General features: G+C 72.0%; 18 protein-coding genes and 1 pseudogene. 13 read left to right on the top strand and 6 right to left on the bottom strand.

Annotated elements, in window-relative coordinates:
• Nucleotides 1-555 precede the first annotated feature (555 nt).
• Nucleotides 556-966, top strand: coding sequence for a G5 domain-containing protein (locus AB0I11_RS29300; RefSeq protein ID WP_357327741.1), 411 nt, complete (start codon nucleotides 556-558; stop codon nucleotides 964-966).
• On the opposite strand, the gene AB0I11_RS29295 is transcribed toward AB0I11_RS29300, so the two are convergent.
• From AB0I11_RS29295 to AB0I11_RS29285, 3 genes and pseudogenes are all read right to left on the bottom strand, one after another.
• A complete protein-coding gene (locus AB0I11_RS29295; RefSeq protein ID WP_357327738.1) occupies nucleotides 913-1,209 on the bottom strand; it encodes an exonuclease domain-containing protein in 297 nt (98 codons plus the stop codon). The genes AB0I11_RS29300 and AB0I11_RS29295 overlap by 54 nt on opposite strands.
• Nucleotides 1,210-1,218: 9 nt before the next feature.
• Entirely contained in the window at nucleotides 1,219-1,383 is a 165-nt protein-coding gene (locus AB0I11_RS29290) for a DUF6218 family protein (protein ID WP_357327753.1), read from the bottom strand.
• Nucleotides 1,384-1,432: 49 nt separating this feature from the next.
• Nucleotides 1,433-1,492: pseudogene (locus AB0I11_RS29285) on the bottom strand (hypothetical protein); the annotation flags it as partial.
• Between the two features lie 339 nt (nucleotides 1,493-1,831).
• Here AB0I11_RS29285 and AB0I11_RS29280 point away from each other — a divergent pair.
• Entirely contained in the window at nucleotides 1,832-2,566 is a 735-nt protein-coding gene (locus tag AB0I11_RS29280; RefSeq protein WP_357327735.1) for a hypothetical protein, read from the top strand.
• A 40-nt stretch (nucleotides 2,567-2,606) separates the two neighbouring features.
• On the opposite strand, the gene AB0I11_RS29275 is transcribed toward AB0I11_RS29280, so the two are convergent.
• The gene (locus AB0I11_RS29275; RefSeq protein ID WP_357327732.1) at nucleotides 2,607-3,572 is read right to left on the bottom strand and encodes a DNA methyltransferase; all 966 of its coding nucleotides are present in this window, start codon (nucleotides 3,570-3,572) and stop codon (nucleotides 2,607-2,609) included.
• Nucleotides 3,565-4,431 (bottom strand): hypothetical protein, encoded by an 867-nt coding sequence (locus tag AB0I11_RS29270; protein WP_357327729.1) that lies wholly within the window; start codon nucleotides 4,429-4,431, stop codon nucleotides 3,565-3,567. Before AB0I11_RS29270 ends, AB0I11_RS29275 begins: the two co-directional genes overlap by 8 nt.
• Before the next feature lie 735 nt (nucleotides 4,432-5,166).
• On the opposite strand from AB0I11_RS29270, the gene AB0I11_RS29265 reads away from it, so the two are divergent.
• The 11 genes from AB0I11_RS29265 to AB0I11_RS29215 all read left to right on the top strand — a co-directional run bounded on the left by AB0I11_RS29265 (nucleotide 5,167) and on the right by AB0I11_RS29215 (nucleotide 18,947).
• Complete coding sequence (locus AB0I11_RS29265) at nucleotides 5,167-6,036, top strand: hypothetical protein (protein ID WP_357327726.1); 870 nt, start codon at nucleotides 5,167-5,169, stop codon at nucleotides 6,034-6,036.
• 673 nt (nucleotides 6,037-6,709) lie between these two features.
• On the top strand, nucleotides 6,710-7,087 hold the full coding sequence (locus AB0I11_RS29260; RefSeq protein ID WP_357327723.1) for a pilin: 378 nt from the start codon (nucleotides 6,710-6,712) through the stop codon (nucleotides 7,085-7,087).
• A gap of 2 nt (nucleotides 7,088-7,089) precedes the next feature.
• Nucleotides 7,090-8,010: a hypothetical protein gene (locus AB0I11_RS29255; RefSeq protein ID WP_357327720.1), complete on the top strand. Its 921-nt coding sequence runs from the start codon at nucleotides 7,090-7,092 to the stop codon at nucleotides 8,008-8,010.
• Nucleotides 8,007-8,951 (top strand): PrgI family protein, encoded by a 945-nt coding sequence (locus AB0I11_RS29250; RefSeq protein ID WP_357327717.1) that lies wholly within the window; start codon nucleotides 8,007-8,009, stop codon nucleotides 8,949-8,951. Before AB0I11_RS29255 ends, AB0I11_RS29250 begins: the two co-directional genes overlap by 4 nt.
• A 5-nt stretch (nucleotides 8,952-8,956) precedes the next feature.
• Nucleotides 8,957-10,738 carry a DUF87 domain-containing protein gene (locus AB0I11_RS29245; RefSeq protein ID WP_357327714.1) on the top strand — a complete coding sequence of 594 codons (1,782 nt, stop codon included), beginning with the start codon at nucleotides 8,957-8,959 and terminating at the stop codon, nucleotides 10,736-10,738.
• A 101-nt stretch (nucleotides 10,739-10,839) separates the two neighbouring features.
• Nucleotides 10,840-13,242 (top strand): DUF87 domain-containing protein, encoded by a 2,403-nt coding sequence (locus AB0I11_RS29240; protein ID WP_357327750.1) that lies wholly within the window; start codon nucleotides 10,840-10,842, stop codon nucleotides 13,240-13,242.
• Between the two features lie 353 nt (nucleotides 13,243-13,595).
• The gene (locus tag AB0I11_RS29235; RefSeq protein WP_357327747.1) at nucleotides 13,596-14,435 is read left to right on the top strand and encodes a replication-relaxation family protein; all 840 of its coding nucleotides are present in this window, start codon (nucleotides 13,596-13,598) and stop codon (nucleotides 14,433-14,435) included.
• A 253-nt stretch (nucleotides 14,436-14,688) separates the two neighbouring features.
• Complete coding sequence (locus tag AB0I11_RS29230; protein ID WP_357327711.1) at nucleotides 14,689-15,363, top strand: hypothetical protein; 675 nt, start codon at nucleotides 14,689-14,691, stop codon at nucleotides 15,361-15,363.
• A gap of 554 nt (nucleotides 15,364-15,917) precedes the next feature.
• Nucleotides 15,918-16,457, top strand: a complete 540-nt coding sequence (locus tag AB0I11_RS29225; RefSeq protein ID WP_357327708.1) for a PadR family transcriptional regulator — start codon at nucleotides 15,918-15,920, stop codon at nucleotides 16,455-16,457.
• The gene (locus AB0I11_RS29220) at nucleotides 16,454-17,182 is read left to right on the top strand and encodes an ABC transporter ATP-binding protein (RefSeq protein WP_357327705.1); all 729 of its coding nucleotides are present in this window, start codon (nucleotides 16,454-16,456) and stop codon (nucleotides 17,180-17,182) included. The genes AB0I11_RS29225 and AB0I11_RS29220 overlap by 4 nt, the downstream gene beginning before the upstream one ends.
• 1 nt (nucleotide 17,183) lies before the next feature.
• Nucleotides 17,184-18,947 carry an FtsX-like permease family protein gene (locus AB0I11_RS29215; protein WP_357327702.1) on the top strand — a complete coding sequence of 588 codons (1,764 nt, stop codon included), beginning with the start codon at nucleotides 17,184-17,186 and terminating at the stop codon, nucleotides 18,945-18,947.
• 110 nt (nucleotides 18,948-19,057) lie between these two features.
• Here AB0I11_RS29215 and AB0I11_RS29210 read toward each other — a convergent pair whose 3' ends face one another.
• Nucleotides 19,058-19,525, bottom strand: a complete 468-nt coding sequence (locus AB0I11_RS29210; protein WP_357327700.1) for a transposase — start codon at nucleotides 19,523-19,525, stop codon at nucleotides 19,058-19,060.
• Nucleotides 19,526-20,527: the final 1,002 nt, after the last annotated feature.

Here is a 20,527-nt window from a genome sequence, read left to right as displayed (position 1 = left end):
CAAGAGGGTATCCAGGTCTTGCGTCACAACATGATCTTGGATGCCCTCTCTTCATGCCCAGACATCGACCCCTGACTTCGGAACTACTCGTCTAGCAGCCACCGCCTCCGCCGCCACCTGCGGCGATCTTCTGGCCCCGCGTGAGCAACCGTCGGTCGAAATGCTGACACACATCGTGGCCGACCGGCCGGTGCCCAACGTTGATACTGGTCAGCACACTCGGTCAGGTGACGTACCAGCCTCCGCAGGACCCGTGGCAGGAGCCAACGCCTCCATCGCCACCGCCACCACCGCCCTACCAGCCGGAGGCCGGCTACGGCAGCCAGGTACCGCCGTACCCGACGGCGCAGTTCCCAGCGGCTACCAGCTGGAACCAGGCGCCGGCGAGACGGAAGGCGTCCAAGGGCAAGATCGCGCTCATCAGCGCAGGGGTGCTGGTCGTGCTGTGCTGCGGGGTACCTGGCATCGTCGCCCTTGTCTCCCCCAGAGGCAGGCGTCGCCGCCGTGCCATCAACATCGCCGACTGCGGTGGCTCCCACGGTCTCCGCCACACCAGTGGTCGAGACCCGTACCCTCACTGAGACGCAGAAGATCACGTACAAGACCAGGACCGTCAACGACTCCTCGCTACCCAAGGGCACCAGAAAGGTGACCACCCGCGGAGTCGCGGGAGTCAAGACCCTCACCTACCAGGTGACCCTGACCGACGGCGTCCAGACAGCCAAGAAATTGGTCCGCTCGCAAATCACCAAGGCACCCGTCACCCAGGTCGTCAGGGTCGGCACCAAGGTCACCCAGCAATGCGACCCGAACTACAGCGGCGCCTGCGTACCCATCGCCAGCGACGTCGACTGCGCCGGCGGCAGCGGCGACGGCCCCGCCTACGTACGCGGACCGGTCAGGGTAGTTGGCTCAGACATCTACAAGCTCGACCGAGACGGCGACGGCATCGCCTGCGACACGTGACGCAGTACAGGAAGGTGCGGCGAGGTGGCCAGCAATCTGCTCGAAGCGGGGTGCGCGCCGCGCCTCCGCCGCAGAGATGCCGTGGATGAACTGCGGCCCTAGGTCGCGGTCCGGGTTGACCAGACTGCACCACTCGTCCGTAACCCGGCCGTGCTCGTCGACGTGGACAACCGTCACCTCGACAATTCGGTCGTCCCAGCTGGTGCGAAGACCCGTCGTCTCAAGGTCGATGACTGCGTACACGTGACTCCCCTACGCCGAGATTGAGGACTTGCTGGCGACGGCTTCGCGCAGTCGCGCCAACCACCTCGGCGGCAGCGGCTGCGGGTCTCCCAGCAGGCGCGGGTAGGCGCGGCGGTACCGCGCTTGCTCGGTGTCCTGCCACAGCTGAGCGGTGTTTGCAACGGCGGCGGTCAGCGCCTTTGCCGGCGTTGGAGATGTCCTGGCAGGGGAAGCCTGCGGTGAGGATGTCGACCGGCGGGACGTGGGTCCAGTTGATGGTGCGGATGTCGCCGAGGCTGGGCACGTGCGGCCAGTGATGGGCGCAGACGGTGCGAGCGTGTCGGGTCGGTTTCGGCGTACCAGGTGAGGCGGCCGCCGAGCACCAGCGCGACGGCCAGGTCGAGGCCGCCGTAGGCCAGTGCTCAACGATCCGATGCGTAGTGCGGGTCGGTGGCCAATCACGCACCTCCCGCCCTGGCGCCCCCGTCAAGTGGTCGGGTGTCGCTGCCGGGGTGCCGCGTGACGGGGCATCGCCGGGGTGCACAGCCGTGGCAGGGCAGGTGATGGCGAACAGTCGATCCAGGGCCCGAACAAGGCGACGGTCTCCGGTGGTCGCGGTGCAGCGGCGGCTACGGTGTCGCTCATGAACGGCGGGTTTGATCTTCACGATGGCCTTGCCCGGGGCGTTCGCGACGCCGATGGCGCGTGGCGATTCATCCGGCGCTTCGCCGCCGCCTATGCGAGTCCGATCCGGCTCGGCGACGGCCGCGACGACGGCGAGTTGCGGGCCGCGGAGACCCAGCTGGGTTTCGCCCTGCCCGCTTCCCTGTGGGGGGCATACGCGCTGTTCGGCCGGCGTCTTGATCTGACCCGGAGCCAGGATCGCCTGCTTGCTCCGCATCAGGTTCGCGTCGACGAGACGGGTCAGGTGCTGGTCTTCCGGGTGGAGAACCAGAACGTTGCCCAGTGGGGCGTTCCGTTGTCGGCGGTGACCGAGCCTGACCCGCCGGTGCAGTTCCGGGTTGACGCGGTCCGGCCTGCCGAGCGCGTGTGGCAGCCCTTTCTCGATCGGGTGTCGTTGGCGTGCGTGGAGATGGTGCTGTCGGAATGGATGTTTTCGGATGCGATGTTCGCCGACAGCCGTCACTTGGACGATGCGGCCGTCGCGTTGCTGCAGGCGCGGTTTCGTCGGCTGCCGATGCCGGACTACCCGTTCTGGGCCGGGCCGGGCGGCGGGCCGATGCGGTGGTTCGACGGGCCAGGGGTGGTCCTGCGTGAGGACGCCGGAACGTGGTTGTGGGTGCGTGCGGCGACGGCGGACGGGCTCGCCGCAGTGCGCCGGGCGTTGCCCGGGGAATGGTCGATGGGCGAGGGGTAGCGCCCGGCTGCGGCGGGCGGTGGTCATCGAGACGGCCCGCCTACGCTGAGGTCGCGTGGGGTGGCTGTGCTGGTTGGCGGAAGATCAGCACGTCTTCGTGTGTGATCAGGTGCAGCGGGGTGCCGCTGGTGCGGGCCTTGCGCACGGCCTGAAGTTGGAAGAACGAGGGTCGGGCGACGAGGTGGCCGTCGCGGAGCGCGGCGAGGAGGGCGACGCACCGCTCGGTGGGGAGCAGGCCGGCGCGCAGGCCGGCGGCGATGACCGCGGACGGCAGGTCGACCAGCTGTCCGTTCTTGCGCCAGGGTCGGGCGGTGACGACCACGGTGCCGCCGGGTCGTAGCAGCGTGGCGCAGCCGGTGAGGATCTGTTCGAAGCCGTCGGTGAGGCCGGTGAGGTCGCGGTAGGCGAGGTTGCCGCGGTCGGTGCCGTCGTTGTAGAAGTTGTCGAACTTGGTCACTCCGTGTTCGCCGGGCCGGACGAGGCCGTGGACGGTGGGTCCGTACGGGGGTGAGGTGACCACGAGGGTGACCTGCCCGGTGAGGGCGGCGGGCAGCAACGAGTTCAGGCGGGTGGCGTCGCCGCGGATCACGGACGCGCGGCCGGTGGCGCCTTGGGTGTGGGCGTGGGTGATGTTGGCGTCGGCGATGTTCGACCAGCGGGGTTCGTACTCGACGCCGAGGGCGTCGCGGCCGGCGTGGATGGCCTCGACGAGGGTGGTGCCGATGCCGCACATGGGGTCGAGGACGAGGTCGCCGGGCTGGGTGTAGGCGTGGATGGCGTGGGCGGCGATGGCCGGAAGCATCCGGGCAGGGTGCTTGACGGAGCCGGGGACGTAGCGGCCGCGACGCTGCACGGGCCCCGTCTGCTGCGCGGTCGTCCACACCGACAGGTGCTCCGGTCCCTGCGGGGCGCGGTGGCGGCCCTCGTAGGCGCCGCGCCGATCGTGGTCGGCCTCGGTGGCGTCTGGTGGGTTTGGGTCGGCGGCCGAGGACGTGTGGTCAGCCACGGCGGTCGCCTCCGTCCGCACGGTGGCGCTGCGGCGCTGCGGTCGGCGGGCTGAACACGAGCAGGTCTACATGGACGCGGTGGTGCCTGTGCGTCCATGGCTGGCCGCTGCGCTGCTCGGTGAGGGTGAGAAGTTCCTCGTCGGTGGCGTGGTAGACGAAGGTGTCGGCGCCGGTGTCCGCGGTGACCGCGACGATGTGTTGCAGGTAGCCCAGCCCGGCCTTGCCCGCCGCGGCGGCCAGCGGGCTGAGGTCCGGCGGCGTGGTGACGGTGCCGGCGGGGACGGTCACGACGAGGACGAGGCAGCCGCCGGGACGTAGCAGCCGGGCGCAGGTGGCCAGCAGGACGGCCAGTCGCACGCGGTTGGCGGGCTCCTGCTCGTCGAGGGGCCAGGAGGCGACGACGAGTCCGGTCGTGGGCGGCGTGTGGTGGTCGTCGGTGTCCGGCAGGTCGGTGAGGTCGTCACCGAACCAGGCGGTCATGTCCGGTAGGTCGCCGTCGTTGGCGGCGGACGGGTCGGGGGCCGGGCGGGTGGCGGGGCCGATGAGCAGGTGGGGTGCCTCGGTGAACCAGCCGGGGTGGTGCTGCCGGCGTCCGGCGGCGCACGCGCCGGCGAGGAGGTGCCCGTCGGTGCAGTCGATGACGGTGTCGCCGGGGCGGCTGTATGCGGCGACGAGGCGGTAGGCCAGGCGGGTGCCGATGGCGCGGCCGGTGTCGGCGTCGGTGCGGGCGGTGCGCCAGACCGTGATCGGCACCGGAGGGTCACCGGCGATGAGGTCGGTCTGGGTCGGGTCGGTCCTGGCAGGTGCCGGGTCGTGGGGGCGGGCAGGGTCGGGGTGCTGCGGCGTGTGCTCGCTCATGTGGTGTCGGCTCCGCGCCGCGCCGTGGTGCGCTGACATCCTCAAACCGACCTGTGTCAGCTTGGGCGAACGCCCTCGGGTCTGACAGCCCTCTGACAGACCCACCGCGAACCACCGCGCGCATGGCGTTGGCGACGGGTCGCTGGGGTGACAGCGGGTGGTCGGCGGCTCTGTCGGACGCTGACATGTTCTGACAGCGGCGGTGATGTCGCGGTCGGGCCCGTGGCTGTCACTGTCATCGAAGCGGACCATTGTCATGCGTCCGTCGGTCATGTCACGTCACGCCGTAGCCGGTGAGGCCGGCCTGGCATCGATGTCGATGTCCGGTCCCGACCGGGCTGACAGAAGGCGTCCTCAGAACTGCCCAGGTCTGGCAGCAGAGGCTGTCAGACCTGGGGTTCTGACAGGACCGCTGTCAGAGTCTGGCTGCGGCCGCGTCCGGCGTCGTAGCCGAGGTGCCCGACCGCGCAGGCGCCAAGGTCGGCGCAGGTGAAGGTCGTCAAGGTCCGGGTCACAGGGATCTGTCAGCGCGCATCGGTCACGGCCCACCACGAACGGCACAGCATCTCTGACAGGGCGCCACCGATCTCGGCTGTTCCCGCCACCCGTGCGCATCCTGTGGCTTTCGTTGTCAGAGATCGGTGAGGTCGTCGTGGCGCAATCGGTGGCGCCGCCTTAGCCCGGCTGTCATGCACCGACGCGTCACGGACGCCATTCTGACCTGGAGTTGTTGACATGGCTGCACCTCATGCGGACTGGCCCGACTCGCCGCTGGACGCCGTCGACGCCGCCTTCGCGGCGCTGACCGGCGATCCCGACCCGATGACACTCGACATGGCCAGGCTGGGCGACGCCGGCGGCCTGCCGGGCGGTGTCATGGCACTGCCGGCGGTGCGCGCCTGGCTGCTGACGCATCCGCGTGCCTACCCGGCGCGGGACGCGGTATGGCGGGAGGTGATCCTGCGGGCGCGGCTGGACGGCCCGGCGTGGGTGGTCGCCGCGGCCGGCATGGCGTTGCCGGCGTTGCGCCGCTATGCCGGCCGGCTGCGACGCGGGTGGTCCGGTGACGCCCACGACATCGACGCGGAGATCCTCACCGGGTTCCTGACGGCGCTGCGAGACCGGGTGGACCTGTCACAGCCGGCGCCCTACGCGTCGCTGTGCATGGCCGCGTGGCGGGCCGGGTACGAGCTGCGCCGCACCGCCGGTCGCAGTGTGCCGGTCGAGGATATCGAGCATGTTGTCGGGCCGCGCACTCCCACGGTGCCCTACGGGCACCCGGACCTGCTTGTGAAGCGGGCGGTCCAGCTCGGTCTGCTGGATGCCGATGACGAGCAGCCTTACATCGACTTGCGGCTGGGGCGGCGGGCGATCGAGCCGATCGCCGCGGCGATGGGCATCACCGTCGACGCCCTCAGGATGAGGGCGCGGCGCATCGACGAGCGCATCGCCCGCGCGTTGGCGGGCGGGCTGCTTACCGGCGTCGCGTCCCCCCAGGCCGCCGCGGACCTCGCGGCGAGCGCCACGCACCGGGGCAGGACTCGTGCCGGGCGCGCCGCCGGGGCCTGCCCCGGCGGCGGGGCGCCGGTCGGTGTGGCTGCCTGATCCGAACCAGACGCTGCGGGCCCGACCGTCAACGGTCGGGCCCGCAGCCGTGTCGGGTTCCCGCCGCCACCTCGTCAGGGGGCGAGACGCTCCTGCTGTCCGTCTGGCGGGCCGACGGATTGGGCGCAAGCGGGTCGCCGGTTGTCCCGCGGCTCCGGGCCGGGCACCGTGCGGCCGTTTCCCCTGACACCGGTCCGACAAGGGGTGAGACGGGCAGCCTGTGAGACGTCCCGCGTTGCGCCTTTTCGGGCGAGCGGAAGCTCCGCGGCTCACCGCGCGCTTGCGGCCCTGTCAGATCCGGCGAGTGCCCGTGAACGAGCCGTGCCAGCTCCTGCCAGAGCCTGAGGGCGTTCGCCCAGGCTGACAGGGACCGGTTTGAGGGTGCGGAGGTTTCCAACCGGCGGCCAGAAAGCCTGGACTCGCACGGCGCGACCTCCGCCCGCCGCCGGGCCGGCAAGGCATGGCCGGCACACGCTGTGGGCCTCGGGTGCCGCGCCACGTTGATGCGCTGACACCTCATCGATACCGCCGACCCGAATGGGAGGACGAGCTCCTCCCGAGGACCGCCGCGGCGTCACGCCCCTGCCCTCGTGCGGCCCGGCGGCGGCCCGCCCTTCTAACCGTTCGCGATTGTCCGCCCGCTCCGCTGGGCGGGCCGGAGGTGACATCGTCCATGTTCCGCGTCCCGGCACGCTCTCGTGCCCTCACCCGCTGGCGCACCGTCCGCCGCGCCGCCACGGTCGTTGTTGTCACCGCCCTGGTGCTGGCCGTGCCCGCCGCTGCCCTCGCCGCCCCTGCCGACCCGCAGGACGGCGGCCCGTATCCGCTGCCGGTCGTGATCGCCAACCTGCAGGCCTGGCTGATGGGCATCCTCACCGCGCTGGCGACGCTGTTCCTGGTTCTGGCCGGCGTCTACTGGTCCACCGCCGGCGGCGACCCGGCCCAGGTCGACAAGGCCAAGGGCGCGCTGCGCAACGCCTTGATCGGCTACGGCCTGGCTGTTCTGGCCCCGGTGCTGCTGCAGATCGTCCGAGGGATCGTCGGGGGTTGATCATGGGTTGGTTGTTCGACCAGATTCTGGACTGGCTGTCGGCGACGATCCTGGCGACCCTGGACGCACTGTTCGCGGTGATCAGCAGCGCGTTGCTGATCACCCCGGATGTCACCGGTTTGCCGCAGGTGCAGGCGCTGACGGGCCGCTCGGTGCTCGTCGTCGACGCCGTTTTCGTTCTCGCGTTTGTGGCCGCCGGGGTGCTCACCATGACCGCCGGTGGTAGTGAGACGAGCCGCTACACGATCAAGGACCTCGTGCCGAGGCTGATCGTCGGGTTCGTGGCCGCGCATTTCTCGCAGCTGTGGTGCGGGATGCTCGTGGACCTGGCCAACGCGCTGACCGGCGCGCTGAGCACCCCCGACGGTGACAGTGACGGCGCGCTGCGGGCCATCAGGGCCCACATCGGCGCCGGGCAGGACAAGTCGGCCGTGCTGCTGTTCGTGGTCTGCGTCGGGATCATCGCCGTCCTGCTCGCGGGCACCGCGTTCAGCGTGATCGTGCGCTTCGCCGTCGTGATCGTCCTGACCGCGGTCGCGCCGCTGGCGTTGGCGTGTCACGCGCTGCCGCAGACGGATCCGGTGGCGCAGCTGTGGTGGCGCTCGTACAGCGGGGTCCTGGCCGTGCCGGTGGTGCAGGGCTTCACCCTCTACGCCGGGCAGTGGATGCTCACCGACCCGCAGCATCTGCTGCCGGTGCTCGGGTTGCCGGCGGAGCCGGGCGGGGCGATCAACCTGTTCGTGGTCATGGTCATGCTGTGGACGACGCTGCGGGTGCCGTCCCTGATGCGCCGCTTCGTGAGCACGGGCGCCAGCGGCCGCGGGGTGAACATGCTCGGCGCGGCCGTGCGGGTCATCGTCGTGCAGCAGGCCACCCGTACGGTTCCCGGCTTGGGCCGCGGGCTGAAGGCGGTAGGTCGATGAGCCGCGACGACGAGCGCCCGGATTCGTCGCGGGTGCGGATGCCCGCGGACGTCGACGCCCCGGACAAGGTGCTGTACGGGTTGACGTTCCGGCAGCTGGCGATCCTCGCGGTCGCCGCGCTCGTTCTCTACGCGGCGTGGCGAGCCCTGCACCAGGTCGTCGCTGTGCCGGTGCTGGTCGGTGCCGCCGTCGTGCTCAGCGGCCTCGTGTTCGGTGTGGCCGTCGGCCGCCGGGACGGGCTGGCGCTGGACGTGTGGCTGCTCGCCGCCGTGCGGCATGCGCGGGCGCCGCGGGCGTTGTCGACGACCGACACGAGCACCGCGCTGCCCGACTGGGTGCAGGCCCCGCCGACGGTGCCGCTGCCGGGGCCGTTGACGCTGCCCGCGGACGCGATCGACGACGGCGGGGAGGTCCGCCTCGGAGGGGCGCGGGCGGCGCTGGTCGCCGCCACCAGCGTCAACCTCGCCCTGCGCACCCCTGACGAGCAGGTGGCGCTGGTGGACACGTTCGGCCGGTGGCTGAATTCGCTGTCCACGCCGACGCAGATCGTCGTGTCCGCCCAGCCGGTGGACCTGCGTTGCGCCGCCCGTGCCCTCGCCGAGGCCGCCGGGGCTCTGCCGCACGCTGCGCTCGGCGACGCGGCGGGCGACCATGCCCGCTTCCTCGACGACCTCGCCACCCGGCGTGATCCGCTGCGCCGGCAGGTTCTCATCGTCACCCGCGTCAACGGCGCCGAGCGGGCCGCCCGGCGGCGCGCCGACGACATCGCGCGAGCGCTGTCCGGCCTCGGCGTCACCGCCCGCGCCCTCGACGGCGCGGCCGTCACGGCCGCGCTCGCCGCCGCGGCGGACCCCTACCGGCCGCCCCGCCCGGGTGGCCTCGCGGCCCCCGACGCCGTCATCACCGCATCCACAGCACGCCAACGATCCGAAGGGAGCTGACAGGCATGAGCAGACGCAACCGATCCCAGCAGGGCCGGCGGGCGCGGGAGGTGGCGGCCGCTGTCGCGCCCGCCTCGGTGGAGGTGACCCCGCGGGGGCTGCGCGTCGGCGACGGCTACGCCGCCACCCTCGTCGTCACCGGCTACCCGGCCGAGGTCGGCCCGGCCTGGCTGGAACCCCTGCTGTCGTGGCCGGGCCGGCTGGACCTGGCGTTGCACATCGATCCGTTGCCCGCCCCGGTCGCCGCGGCCCGGCTGCGCACCCAGCGGGCCCGTTTCGAGTCGAGCCGGCGGGCCGACGCCGGGCGGGGCAAGCTGCCCGACCCGAGCGTCGACGCCGCCGCCGACGACGCCGCGGAGCTGGCGCAGCGGCTCGCCCGCGGCGCGGCCAAGCTGTTCCGCGTCGGCCTGTACCTGACCGTGCACGCCCGCACCGAAGAGGAACTGCGGGAGGCGTGCGCGCAGGTGAAGGCGGCCGCCGCGTCCACGCTCATCGAGGTGCAACCGGCCACCTGGCGGCATCTGGCCGGGTGGAGCACCACGCTGCCGCTTGCCACGGACTCGCTGCAGGTGCGCCGCACCATGGACACGGCCGCCCTGGCCGCGGCGTTCCCCCTCGCGTCGGCGGATCTGCCGGCGCCGTTGCCCGGCGACCCGCCCGCAGAAGGCGGGGTGCTCTACGGGGTGAACCCGGACTCGCAGGGCATCGTGTGGTGGGACCGGTGGGCGCAGGAGAACCACAACAGCGTCGTTCTCGCCCGATCCGGCGCCGGCAAGTCGTACTTCGTGAAGCTGGAGATCCTGCGCAACCTTTACCAGCGCGTGCAGGTCGCCGTGATCGATCCCGAAGACGAGTACCCGCGCCTGGCCGACGCGGTCGGCGGCACCGTGGTCCGCCTCGGCGTGGCCGGGGTGAAGGTCAACCCCCTCGACGTGCCGGCCGGCGACCGGCGCCCGGACGTGCTGACCCGGCGCGGGCTGTTCCTGCACACCCTCGTCGGCGTGCTGCTCGGAGGGCAGCCGCCGCCCGCCGAGCGGGCCGCCCTGGACCGGGCGATCCTGGCTGTCTACCGGAGTGCGGGCATCACCGCGGACCCGGCCACCCACCACCGGCCCGCCCCGCTGCTGCGCGACCTCGCCGGCTGCCTGCACAGCGACCACGACCCCGCCGCCGGGCGGCTCGCCGCCCGCCTCGCGCCGTGGGTGCAGGGGTCGTTCTCGGACCTGTTCGACGGACCGACCACCACCCGTCCCGACGGGCATCTGGTCGTGTGGTCGCTGCGGCACCTACCTGACGAGCTGCGCACCGTCGGCACCCTGCTGGCGTTGGACGCGATCTGGCGGCAGGTCGACGCCCCCGACCGTCCGGCCGCGCGGCGGCTGGTGGTCGTGGACGAGGCGTGGCTGCTCATGCGCGACGGCGAGGGCGCCCGGTTCCTGTTCCGCATGGCCAAGGCCGCCCGCAAACGCCACGCCGGCCTGACCGTCATCACCCAGGACGTCGCCGACGTGCTGGGCAGCGACCTCGGGCGGGCCGTCGTCGCCAACGCCGCCACCCAGGTGCTGCTCAAGCAGGCGCCGCAGGCGATCGACGCGATCGGCGACGCGTTCGGCCTGACCGCCGGTGAGCGGCGGCTGCTGCTCGCGGCCCGGGTAGGCACGGGACTGCTGATCTGCGGCACCAACCGGAGCAGCTTCGACGCCATCGCCTCCCCCGCCGAGCATCTGCTGTGCACCACCCGCCCCAGTGAGCTGGCCGACCTCGAGGACGAAGGAGACGAGCTGTGACCTGGCCGTCCACCACTCACCAGTGCCTACCGGCGACCGAACCCCACCCCTGGGGGCCGGGCGCCGACGTCGTCGCCCCGCCGGCGGGCCTCGCGCATTGGCTGCTCGACGCCGCCGACTGGGCGGCACGGCGGCCCTGGCTGCTCGCCGCCGCCGCGACCGTCCTGGTCGCCTCCATCGCCTCACGCAACCTGCTGCGGCTCTGGCGGCACCGCCGGCACGCCGAAGGCGCCCGTCTGGTCACGATCGCCGCGCCGCCGCAGGTCGACCCGCACAGCGCGGAAGCGCTGTGGGCCAACCTCGCCGGCACCCTCACCCCGTCGCGCCGACACCGGCTGCTCTACGGCATCCCGCACGTCGCCTGGGAGTACACGTGGGCGGGGCGGCGGCTGCTCATCAGCGTGTGGGTGCCCGGCACCGTCGCGCCCGGCGCGGTCGAGGCCGCCGTGCGCGCGGCGTGGCCGGGCGCGGCCTGCACCACCGGCGAGGCCAGCGCGCCCGCCCCCGCGACGGCGCCGGCGGCGGTGGGCGGGCACCTGCTGCCCGTGGCCGCCGAGTGGCTGCCCCTGGCCACCGACCACCACAACGATCCGCTGCGCGCGCTGATGTCCGCCGCCGCCCAGCTGCGCGCCGACGAGCGCGCCTGTGTGCAGGTCCTCGCCCGACCCGCGACAGCGCGGCGCGCCGGGCGCGCCCGGCGGGCCGCCGCGCGGCTGCGCGACGGCAGGGCCGCCCTACCGGCGATCAACCCGGCCGCGCCGTTGCTGTGGCTGCTCGAGATGGTCCTGCCCGTCCGCACCGCGAGCCCCGCCCGATCCGGTCCGGGCGCCCGTCGGGACCCAGGCGTGGAGCGCGACGTGCGGGCGATCCTCGACAAGAGCTCTTATCAGCTGTGGGAGACCGCCGTGCGCTACGCCGTCGCCAAGGACAGCCGGCGGGCCGGCACCGACCCGCGCCCACGGCTGCGGGGGATCGCCGAAACCATCGCCTCCTCGTTCGCCGTGTACTCCGGCCGTAACCGCCTCACCCGCCGTATCCCCATGTCGGCTCCGGGCGCGGTGCTGGCGGCCCGGCGCCTCAGCGCCGGGTTCCTCACCTGCGGCCCTGAGCTGGCCGCGCTCGCCGCGCTGCCCCAGGACCTGGCCGTCCCCGGCCTGGACCGGGCGCGGGCGAAGTCCATGCCCGCCCCGGTCGCCGTGCCCACCGGCGGGCGCGGCACGAAGATGATCGGCGACGCGCAGGTCGGCGGCCACGGCGTGGCCGTGTCCGTCCCCGACGCCCGCTATCACCTGCACGTGGTCGGGTCCACCGGCTCGGGGAAGACGACGCTGCTGGTCAACATGGCCGTGGACGACATCACCGCCGGCCGCGGCACCGTCGTGATCGACCCCCACGGCGACCTGGTCCTGGACATCCTCGACCGGCTGCCCGCCGCGGTGGCGGACCGGGTGGTGCTGTTCGACCCCGACCAGCCGAACCCGCCGACGCTCAACCCGCTGTGCGGGGACGACCCGGACCTGGTGGTGGACAACCTGGTGTCGATCTTCGGGACGATCTTCGCCAAGGCGTGGGGGCCGCGGATGGACGACGTCATGCGGGTGGCCTGCCTGACCCTGCTGCGCCACGCCAACGTCACCCTGCAGCACATCCCGCCCCTGCTCAACAGCGCCCAGTTCCGCTCAGCGATGACCGTCGACCTCGACGATCCGGCCGGCCTGTCCGGCTTCTGGCAGTGGTACGACGACCTCAACCCGGCCCTGCGCTCTCAGGTCATCGGACCCGTCCTCGCCCGGCTGCGCGCGTTTCTGCTGCGTGACTTCGTCAAGCGCACCATGCGCTACCCGCGCTCCAGCTTCGACATGGGCGCCGTCCTTGACGGCGGGGCGCTGCTCGTGCGGATCCCCAAGGGCCAGCTCGGCGAGGACACCAGCAAGCTGCTGGGCTCTCTCATGCTGGCGCAGGTGTGGCAGGCCGCGACCGCCCGCGCGAGGGTTGCCCCCGAGCGGCGCCGTGACGCCACGCTGATCATCGACGAGGCGCAGAACTTCCTCACCCTCGCCACGTCGCTGGACACGATGCTCGCCGAGGCCCGCAAGTACCGGCTGTCGCTGGTGCTGTCGCATCAGGACCTGGCGCAGTTCCCGAAGGATCTGCTCGCCGCGGTGTCGGCGAACGCCCGCAACAAGATTTATTTCTCGTGCGCGCCGGAGGACGCCCGTGTCCTGGCCCGTCACACGCTGCCCGAGCTCGATGAACACGATTTGACCCACCTCGACGCCTACACCGCCGCGACCCGCCTGGTCGTCGACGGCCGGCAGACGTCCGCGTTCACCCTCAAGACCCGCCCACCCAAGCCGCTGATCGGCGAGGCGGCCGCGATCCGGCAGGCCGCGGCGGCGGCCGTTCCGGTGCAGGACGTCGGCGCCATCGACGCTCTGGTTGCCCGCTACTCGACGCCGCCCACCCACCCCCGCGCGTCCCGCAGAGACCAGGCCAAGCCCTGACGCCGGTCGACGACGCGCTACCGGCACGCGCGTGCCGGCGACCGCACCGGCGTCTGTCAGCGGCCCCGGTGGGGCTTCCGTCACCCCTTCCGCAGACGCTTCCCCCCGCCCTTCACCCGCATGACGCCGACCGCCGCTCACCAGCAGGCCCGGGCGGGCTGTCAGCGCAGCACACGGCGTCCCGCGGGCACGGTCACGACCAGCCCTGATTTCAGACACCCCTCCACCGGAGGGGATCCATCTCCTCCCTGAAGGGACGTCCGCACGTGTCTACCGACCGTCCTGTCTTCCACCCGCCGTCATCCCACCCGCGCCTCGTCGCCTCGCGCAGCACCGCCAGCCGCCGCTCGCGTCTGGAGCACCTGCGTCGGCTCACCCTGCGCGACCGTCAGCTCCTCGCCTGGCTCGCCGAGCACTATGTGCTCTCGGCCGACCAGATCACCGAGGCGTTGTTCCCCTCCCGCCGGTCCGCCCGGCTGCGCCTGGCCACCCTGCACAGCATCGAGGCCGTCAGCCGCTTCGTCGACATCACCACCGGCGACGGGCAGTACCTCTACGCCCTGGGTCCCCTCGGCATGCTCGTGCACCCCACCGCCTACAACGACCCCGACCGGCCCGACGCCCGACCACCACGCAGCAGCCTCGAACGCACCGAACGCATCGTCGGCAGCCGCCGACTCGCCCACCTACTCGGCACCAACCAGCTGTTCGTCGACCTCCTCGCTCACGCACGCCATCACCCAGGCGCGCGGCTGGCGAGGTGGTGGTCCGAACAGCACGCCACCGCCGCCTACGCCATCGCCGGCATCCGACCCGACGCCCACGGAGTGTGGTGCGCCGACAACCAGCAGGTGGGGTTCTTTCTGGAACACGACAACGGCACCGAACCGCTCACCATCGTCCTGCGGAAGCTGCGCGGCTACGAGCGTCTCGCGCAGTTCGGGCCCCGCTACCCGGTGCTGCTGCGTGTGCGCAGCCGACGCCGCGAAGCCAACCTCCTGCGCGCCCTCGCCGGTGTTCCCACCGCCATGCCCGTCGCCACCGGTGTCCAGGACGAGCACCCGGCCGGGCCGGCGTGGACGTTGGCCGCCGATCCCGGGACGCGCCGCTGGCTGCACGAGCTTCCCTCCGACCACGGCCCCGACAACCCCGCCACCAACCCGCACCGCTTTACCCAGATCGACCACGATTAGCCCTTCTTCCTCGGGCGATGGTGAAGGGTCTGCACCGGGCCGCACTCCACGTCGTGGCCGCAACGAATGACCCGAGACCTCCACCCGGCTGACAAGTACTCTGTCGCCCTGCCCAGTGGTTGACGTGCGAGGTGACGGTGGACCAAGCCGAGGACAGCCGCCGTCCACAGGATTGGACGGTCGGAGGGCTTCTCCTGAGAAGGCCTACGTCCACGAGGTGCCGTTCGCACTAGCGCGGCTGACGAGACTCCGCGTGACGCGGGACCCGGAACGTGCGCTGGTTCTCGCGACCGGCTCCGCCGACCGGGGCGACACCATGCCGCTGATCGCGCTCGCCCTGCACCGCGAGCACTCCGGCGACACCGCTGGGGCCGAGGCGCTCTACCGGCAGGTCCTGGACCGGGGCGACCGACGTGCCGCGTCTCGCCTGACCAGTCTTCGGGAGGGTGCCGGCGACCACGACGGCGCTACGGCGATCGCGGTCCGGGCCGCGATGATGGGCTGGGTCAAACCACTGGCCGACCTCGCCGAGTCGCGGGACAAGGCCGGTGATCACGCCGGTGCCGAGGTGCTCGCCGCACGCGCCGCCGCCGCCCACGGCGAACCGTCGGCGCTGCGAAACCTGGCCTGGCGCCGGGCCCACGCCGGTGACCAGGACGGGGCGCGACGCCTCCGCCGGCAGGCCGCCGGGCACGGGGACACCAGCGCGATGCTCGCCCTGGCCGACGAACTCCGGACGGCAGGCGACCCGCTCGCCGCAGAGAAGATCCTCATCGAAGCCGTCAACCGGGGTGCCGCCTACAGCGCCTTCACCGGCCTGGCGCGACTGCGCTCGGACGCCGGCGACAGCGCAGCGGCCCGGCTCATCCACCGCTACGGTCTGTCCGACGACGGGACACCGGCCCGCTCCCTGCCGCCACCGGCGTAGGGCCGCCACCGGCGTAGGGCCGCCACCGGCGTAGGGCCGCCACCGGCCGTGAGGCCGCCGCCAGCCGTCGGGTTGGGATGACCAGGCGCGTCAGCCCGGCGGTCGCCGGACGGCCGGGAGTGGGCCCGTTTACGGCTACGGCTACCGGTCGAGCCGATGCGCGCGGTCACGGTCGCCGACCTGCCGACGGCCGGCGCCGCGGTGCCGCGCTCGGCTACGAGCCCAAGTGGGACGGTTCTCCAGAGATTCCGAGATGTCTCAGGGCGAGGCGTCGTCGCGCGCAGTCGACCCGACCTTGCCGACCACGTGCCTTGATCGAGACCACGGTGAGTTGCTACCGACCGCTCTGCGACACCGGTGCGGTGTCCGCTTCCGATGTGCGTGCACGGGCGTCGTTTATCAGCGAGGGCTGTGATCCTCGCCGCCTCTAACCCATCCGCGCAGAACCTCCATTGTGGTAGGCGGCCGGCTCTGTCTGCCACGCGCCGCCCCTTCCGATTTGACAGCGTCATGGATAGCGGTTATCTATAGTCGATCTACGGAGGGTGTGCCGGGTGCAGGATGTGGTGCTGGCCATGCTGGCGAAGGAGCCGGCGTACGGCTACGAGCTGCGGAGCCGGTTGCGTGGCGCGCTCGGCCCGCTCGGCGAGGCGATGAACGCCGGGCAGATCTACGTGACGCTGGCCCGGCTGGCGAAGGCAGGGCTGGTGACGTCGGAGCGGGCCGAGGGTCTGCCGGACCGGCCCGACCGCCGGGTCTATTCGCTGACCCCGGCGGGGCAGCAGCGGGTCGCCGCGTGGCTAACGGAGGTGAATTGGCCGAAGCCGGACCTCAGCGAGTTTCATCTCAAGCTGGTGGCCGCTGCTGCTGCCCGGCTGGCCGATCCGGTGGCCTTGGTCGATGCGCAGCGGCGCGAGCTGCTGCGCCGGTTGCGGGATGCCCAGCGGGCTGCGTTGGAGCGGTCGGTGGATCCGGTCGTCGGGTTGTTGTTGGAAGGGGTCGTGCTGCGGCTGCGGGCCGACCTGGACTGGTTGGAGGCGTGCGAGCGCATGTGGACCGAGCGTGATCGGACCGGGCGGAAGGCGGAGGCGTGACCGGATCGACGGTGCTGCAGGCGCGCGGGCTGACCAAACAGTACGGCTGGAGCAACTCGTTGGTGCGCGCGGTCGACGAGGTTGACCTGGACGTGCCCGCCGGGCAGGTACTGGCGGTGATGGGGCCCAGCGGCTGCGGCAAGTCCACCTTGCTGCACCTGCTCGGCGGGCTGCAACGCCCGACCGACGGGCAGGTGTGGCTGGCCGACCGCCGGATCGACACGATGAGCGAACGGGCCCTGGCCCGGCTGCGACGCGACAACGTCGGGTTCGTCTTCCAGTCCTTCCACCTCATGGAGGAACTCACCGCCGTGGAGAACGTCGAACTGGCCGCGCTGATGGCCGGACAGTCACCCCGCAAGGCCCGACAACGCGCCATGCACCTACTGGACCAGGTCGGACTCGCCGACCGCGCCAAGCACCTGCCGTCGGCGCTGTCCGGCGGCCAGCGCCAGCGGGTCGCCATCGCCCGCGCGCTGAGCAACGAGCCGCTGGTGGTGCTGGCCGACGAACCCACCGGGAACCTGGACAGCGCCGCCACCCTGGAGGTGCTGCGGTTGTTTGAGGAGTTGCGTACGGCCGGGCAGACCCTGGTGGTGGTCACCCACGACGCCCGTATCGCAGCGGTCGCCGACCGGGTGATCGACATGCGTGACGGGGCGTTCGCCGACGACACCCAGCTCGCCAGCCCCGCCACCGGCACCGTCCACGGCGGGTGGCGCTGACATGGCCGGCCGCCTGCTGCTCGTGTGCCGGCTGCTGGTGCGGGACCTGCGCCGGCGTCGAACGGAGACGGTGCTGCTGCTGGTCGCCATCGCCGCCGCCAGCGCGACGCTGACCCTCGGCCTCACCCTCAACGAACTCGCCGACCGGCCGTACCAGCAGACCCGGACCGCCACCGCCGGCCCGGACGTGATCGTGACACCCCGGGCCACCGGCCAGGCCGCGTTGGACGAGCTCGCATCGCTGACCACCGCGGCCGGCGTCACCGATCACAGCGGCCCCTTCCCGATCGCATACCTGACGATGACGGCCCGCGGCAAGTCCGCGCACACCGTCGTCGAGGGCCGGGACACGACACCCGTATCGACCGACCGGCCCGCCGTGACCGACGGCACCTGGGTACGCCCCGGCGGCGTGGTCGTCGAGCGCTTCTTCGCCGACGCCCTCGGCATCCGCACCGGCGACACGGTCAACATCGACGGCCACCCGCTGCGCGTGACCGGGACCGCGGTCACCGCCGCGAGAGCGACATATCCGTACGCCGGGTGGCACTACTCCGGCAGCATCTTGGTCGAGCGCGGCGGCCTGGTCTGGGTCGACCACAGCGACATCGCCATGCTCGCGGGCAGCCAGCCGCTGTCCTACACCCTGAACCTCAAACTCGCCGACCCGGCGGCTAGCACCAGGTACACCGTCAGCGAACAACTCACCACCTGGCAGAGGATCAGCGACCTCAACGGTCGGCTGTACAGCGACGCTCGAACAGTGCTGCTCGTCGGCAGCTGGCTGCTCACCGGCCTTGCGCTGGCCGGCGTTGCCGGCATCGTCGCGGGCCGGATCATCGGCCAGCGCCGCCGGGTGGGGCTGCTCAAGGCCGTCGGGGCCGGACCAGCCATGATCGCCGCCGTCCACCTCGCCGAATACCTCGTCATCGGGCTCGCCGCCGCCGCCACGGGCCTGGCCGCCGGCTGGTTCGCCGCACCCGTGCTGATCCGCCCCAGCGCCGGACTCATCGGCTCCGTCAACACCCAGCCACCCGCGCTGCGCATAGTGATCGCCGTCACGGCCCTCGCCCTCACGATCGCTGTGGCGGCGACTCTGACACCGGTGGTGCGCGCCGCCACCACCAGCACCGTTCACGCACTGGCCGACGCCGCAACGCCACCTCGGCGCCGACGGTGGCGCATCTGGCTGTCGCGCCGGCTGCCGACCGCCCTGCTGATCGGAGTGCGCATCAACGCGCGCCGGCCACGCCGCGCCCGACTCGTCATGGTGAACACCCTGATCACCACGACCACGCTCGTCGCCATACTCATGGAAAACACCCGTGTAGTGCGCTTCGACCTCGGCTACACGCAGCTCGCCAATCCCCGGTGGGAACGGGGCGAGCAGGCCATGCTCCTGCTCACCGTCGTGCTGTGCATCCTTGCGCTCATCAACGCCGTCGTGAGCACCTGGACCGCGGTACTCGACGCCCGGCAGCCGCTGGCCGTCGCGCGGACGCTCGGTGCCACACCCGCGCAGGCCGGCGTGGGCCTGGCGGCAGCGCAGCTGCTTCCCGCCATACCCGGCGTCGCCATGGGGATCCCGACCGGCATCGGGCTTGTTGCGTCCCTCAGCACCGACGAGGTCCAGTACCCACCCGGTTCCTGGCTGCTCGCCACCGCACTCGGAGTCCTGCTCGCCGTCGCCGCGCTCACCGCCCTCCCCGCGCTGACCGCCGCACGCCACCCGGTCGCGGACACCCTCCAGTCCGCACCGACCTGACGGCCGCCAACGCCACGCAGCCGCTCCCGGCGAACCGAGCGGAACCACCGAAGATTACGCAGGGATGAGTAGGCTCCCCTCTGTGTCAAGACACCGCCGGGAGGAGAGCTTTATCCTGGGTCTCGGCGGGTCCGGGAAGTGACTTCTCCGAAGAGCCGGCTTGGGGATGAGAGCCGGTCACGCTGGAGCCAGTTGCCGTTCCCCGTTGTCCTCCCGGGCCCGCCGCCGTGGCCACCGCGTCGTTGATCATGTGTCGGGTAGACGATGTCGGACAGGCGTCGTTTCAGGGCGCGCATCGCTTCCATTGATGTCTTGCCGGAGGCCTTTTTCCGGTCGAAGTAGGCGCGTCCTTCGCTGGGGTTGCGTAGCTGGACGGTGGCCATGATGTGCAGCACGCGGTTGATCTGTCTGTTCCCTGCGCGGGAGAGTCGGTGGCGTACCTGATCGCCGGAGGATGCGTCGATGGGGGCGGTGCCGTTCCAGGAGGCGAAGTGGGCTCGGTTGGGGAACCGGGTGATGTCACCGACGTCGACCAGCAGCCGGGCGGCGCCGGAGGGCCCGATGCCGTGCAGGTCCATCAATGTGGTGCCGGTGGAGGCGACCAGTTCTTTCAGTTCCTTGTCGGCTTCCCTGGTGCGTCGATAGATCCGTTCGAGGTCGCTGATCAGCTCCGCGGCGACCCGGCGTCGAGCCTTGCCGACCGCGTCCCGGGGTCTGACTGTGGCCAGCAGTGCCTTGGCCCGGGCGGCGGACAGGCTCTTCTTCGCCCCGCCGGGGATCAGCTCGAGGGCGATACGGTCACCATGTCGATCCGGGGTATGGATTCTCGGCTGCGGCGGATCGCGGTATGGGAGACCGGGACGGTATCGATCCGCTGGCGATGTTCATCGGCGCCGGTGGGCGGATGGTCACGGCCCCGGGATGGGACCGGGTTCGGTGGGCGGCGTGGGAGCGGATGAAGGCCGCGGTGACCGGTGGGGTGGGGCCGGAGCTGCCGCGCCGGTGCTGGGTGTACCACGATCTGCGTCATACGTTCCCGCTGCGGCTGCTGATCTGGGCGCCCCACGTCGGACGGCCACACCGCGACGCTCGGGGCCGTGCTCGCCCTGCCACACCCGCTGGACGGCTGTCAGGTCCAGCGAATCTGACAGCTCCGACCGACAGGGCGCCTCCGGCCGCCAGATGGGTCTGACAGTGCAGGTTGACGGCGCTTTCCCGGCGCGGCACCGACAACGGGCGCTGCCAGATGCTGCCGCTACTGTTCCGGCAACACCACACCCCGATTGCATCACCCGGTCCGGTCCCACCTCAGGACCACCGCCGCACTCCAGCGGAACGCGATGCCCACCCGCCACGGCCGGTCGGCACGCGCCTCGCGCAGCGACCTGAGGTCACACCGCACCGCCCTCTCCCCTGATCGCCGTGCACCGGCCCATGCGACCGCTGGGCCGGCTATTGCTGCGCTCTCGCGCGCCTGACGAAAGGAGACCGATGTCCTCACACAACGGCACCCCGCTCACCCGCCACGGCAGCCGCGTGGCCACGATTCCGACACCACCTGCCGCGACGACGGGCACCGC

Origin of the sequence: Micromonospora sp. NPDC050495, assembly GCF_040655175.1 — a bacterium.
Classification (GTDB): domain Bacteria; phylum Actinomycetota; class Actinomycetes; order Mycobacteriales; family Micromonosporaceae; genus Micromonospora.
This window is presented reverse-complemented; position numbering and strand designations above follow the sequence as displayed.

What these genes read in the sequence shown, in the direction of transcription:
- AB0I11_RS29280 (WP_357327735.1), top strand. Translation starts at nt 1,832, where the DNA reads ATGAACGGCGGGTTTGATCTTCACGATGGCCTTGCCCGGGGCGTTCGC.
- AB0I11_RS29270 (WP_357327729.1), bottom strand. Translation starts at nt 4,431, where the DNA reads ATGAGCGAGCACACGCCGCAGCACCCCGACCCTGCCCGCCCCCACGAC.
- AB0I11_RS29265 (WP_357327726.1), top strand. Translation starts at nt 5,167, where the DNA reads ATGGCTGCACCTCATGCGGACTGGCCCGACTCGCCGCTGGACGCCGTC.
- AB0I11_RS29260 (WP_357327723.1), top strand. Translation starts at nt 6,710, where the DNA reads ATGTTCCGCGTCCCGGCACGCTCTCGTGCCCTCACCCGCTGGCGCACC.
- AB0I11_RS29255 (WP_357327720.1), top strand. Translation starts at nt 7,090, where the DNA reads ATGGGTTGGTTGTTCGACCAGATTCTGGACTGGCTGTCGGCGACGATC.
- AB0I11_RS29250 (WP_357327717.1), top strand. Translation starts at nt 8,007, where the DNA reads ATGAGCCGCGACGACGAGCGCCCGGATTCGTCGCGGGTGCGGATGCCC.
- AB0I11_RS29245 (WP_357327714.1), top strand. Translation starts at nt 8,957, where the DNA reads ATGAGCAGACGCAACCGATCCCAGCAGGGCCGGCGGGCGCGGGAGGTG.
- AB0I11_RS29215 (WP_357327702.1), top strand. Translation starts at nt 17,184, where the DNA reads ATGGCCGGCCGCCTGCTGCTCGTGTGCCGGCTGCTGGTGCGGGACCTG.
- AB0I11_RS29210 (WP_357327700.1), bottom strand. Translation starts at nt 19,525, where the DNA reads ATGGACCTGCACGGCATCGGGCCCTCCGGCGCCGCCCGGCTGCTGGTC.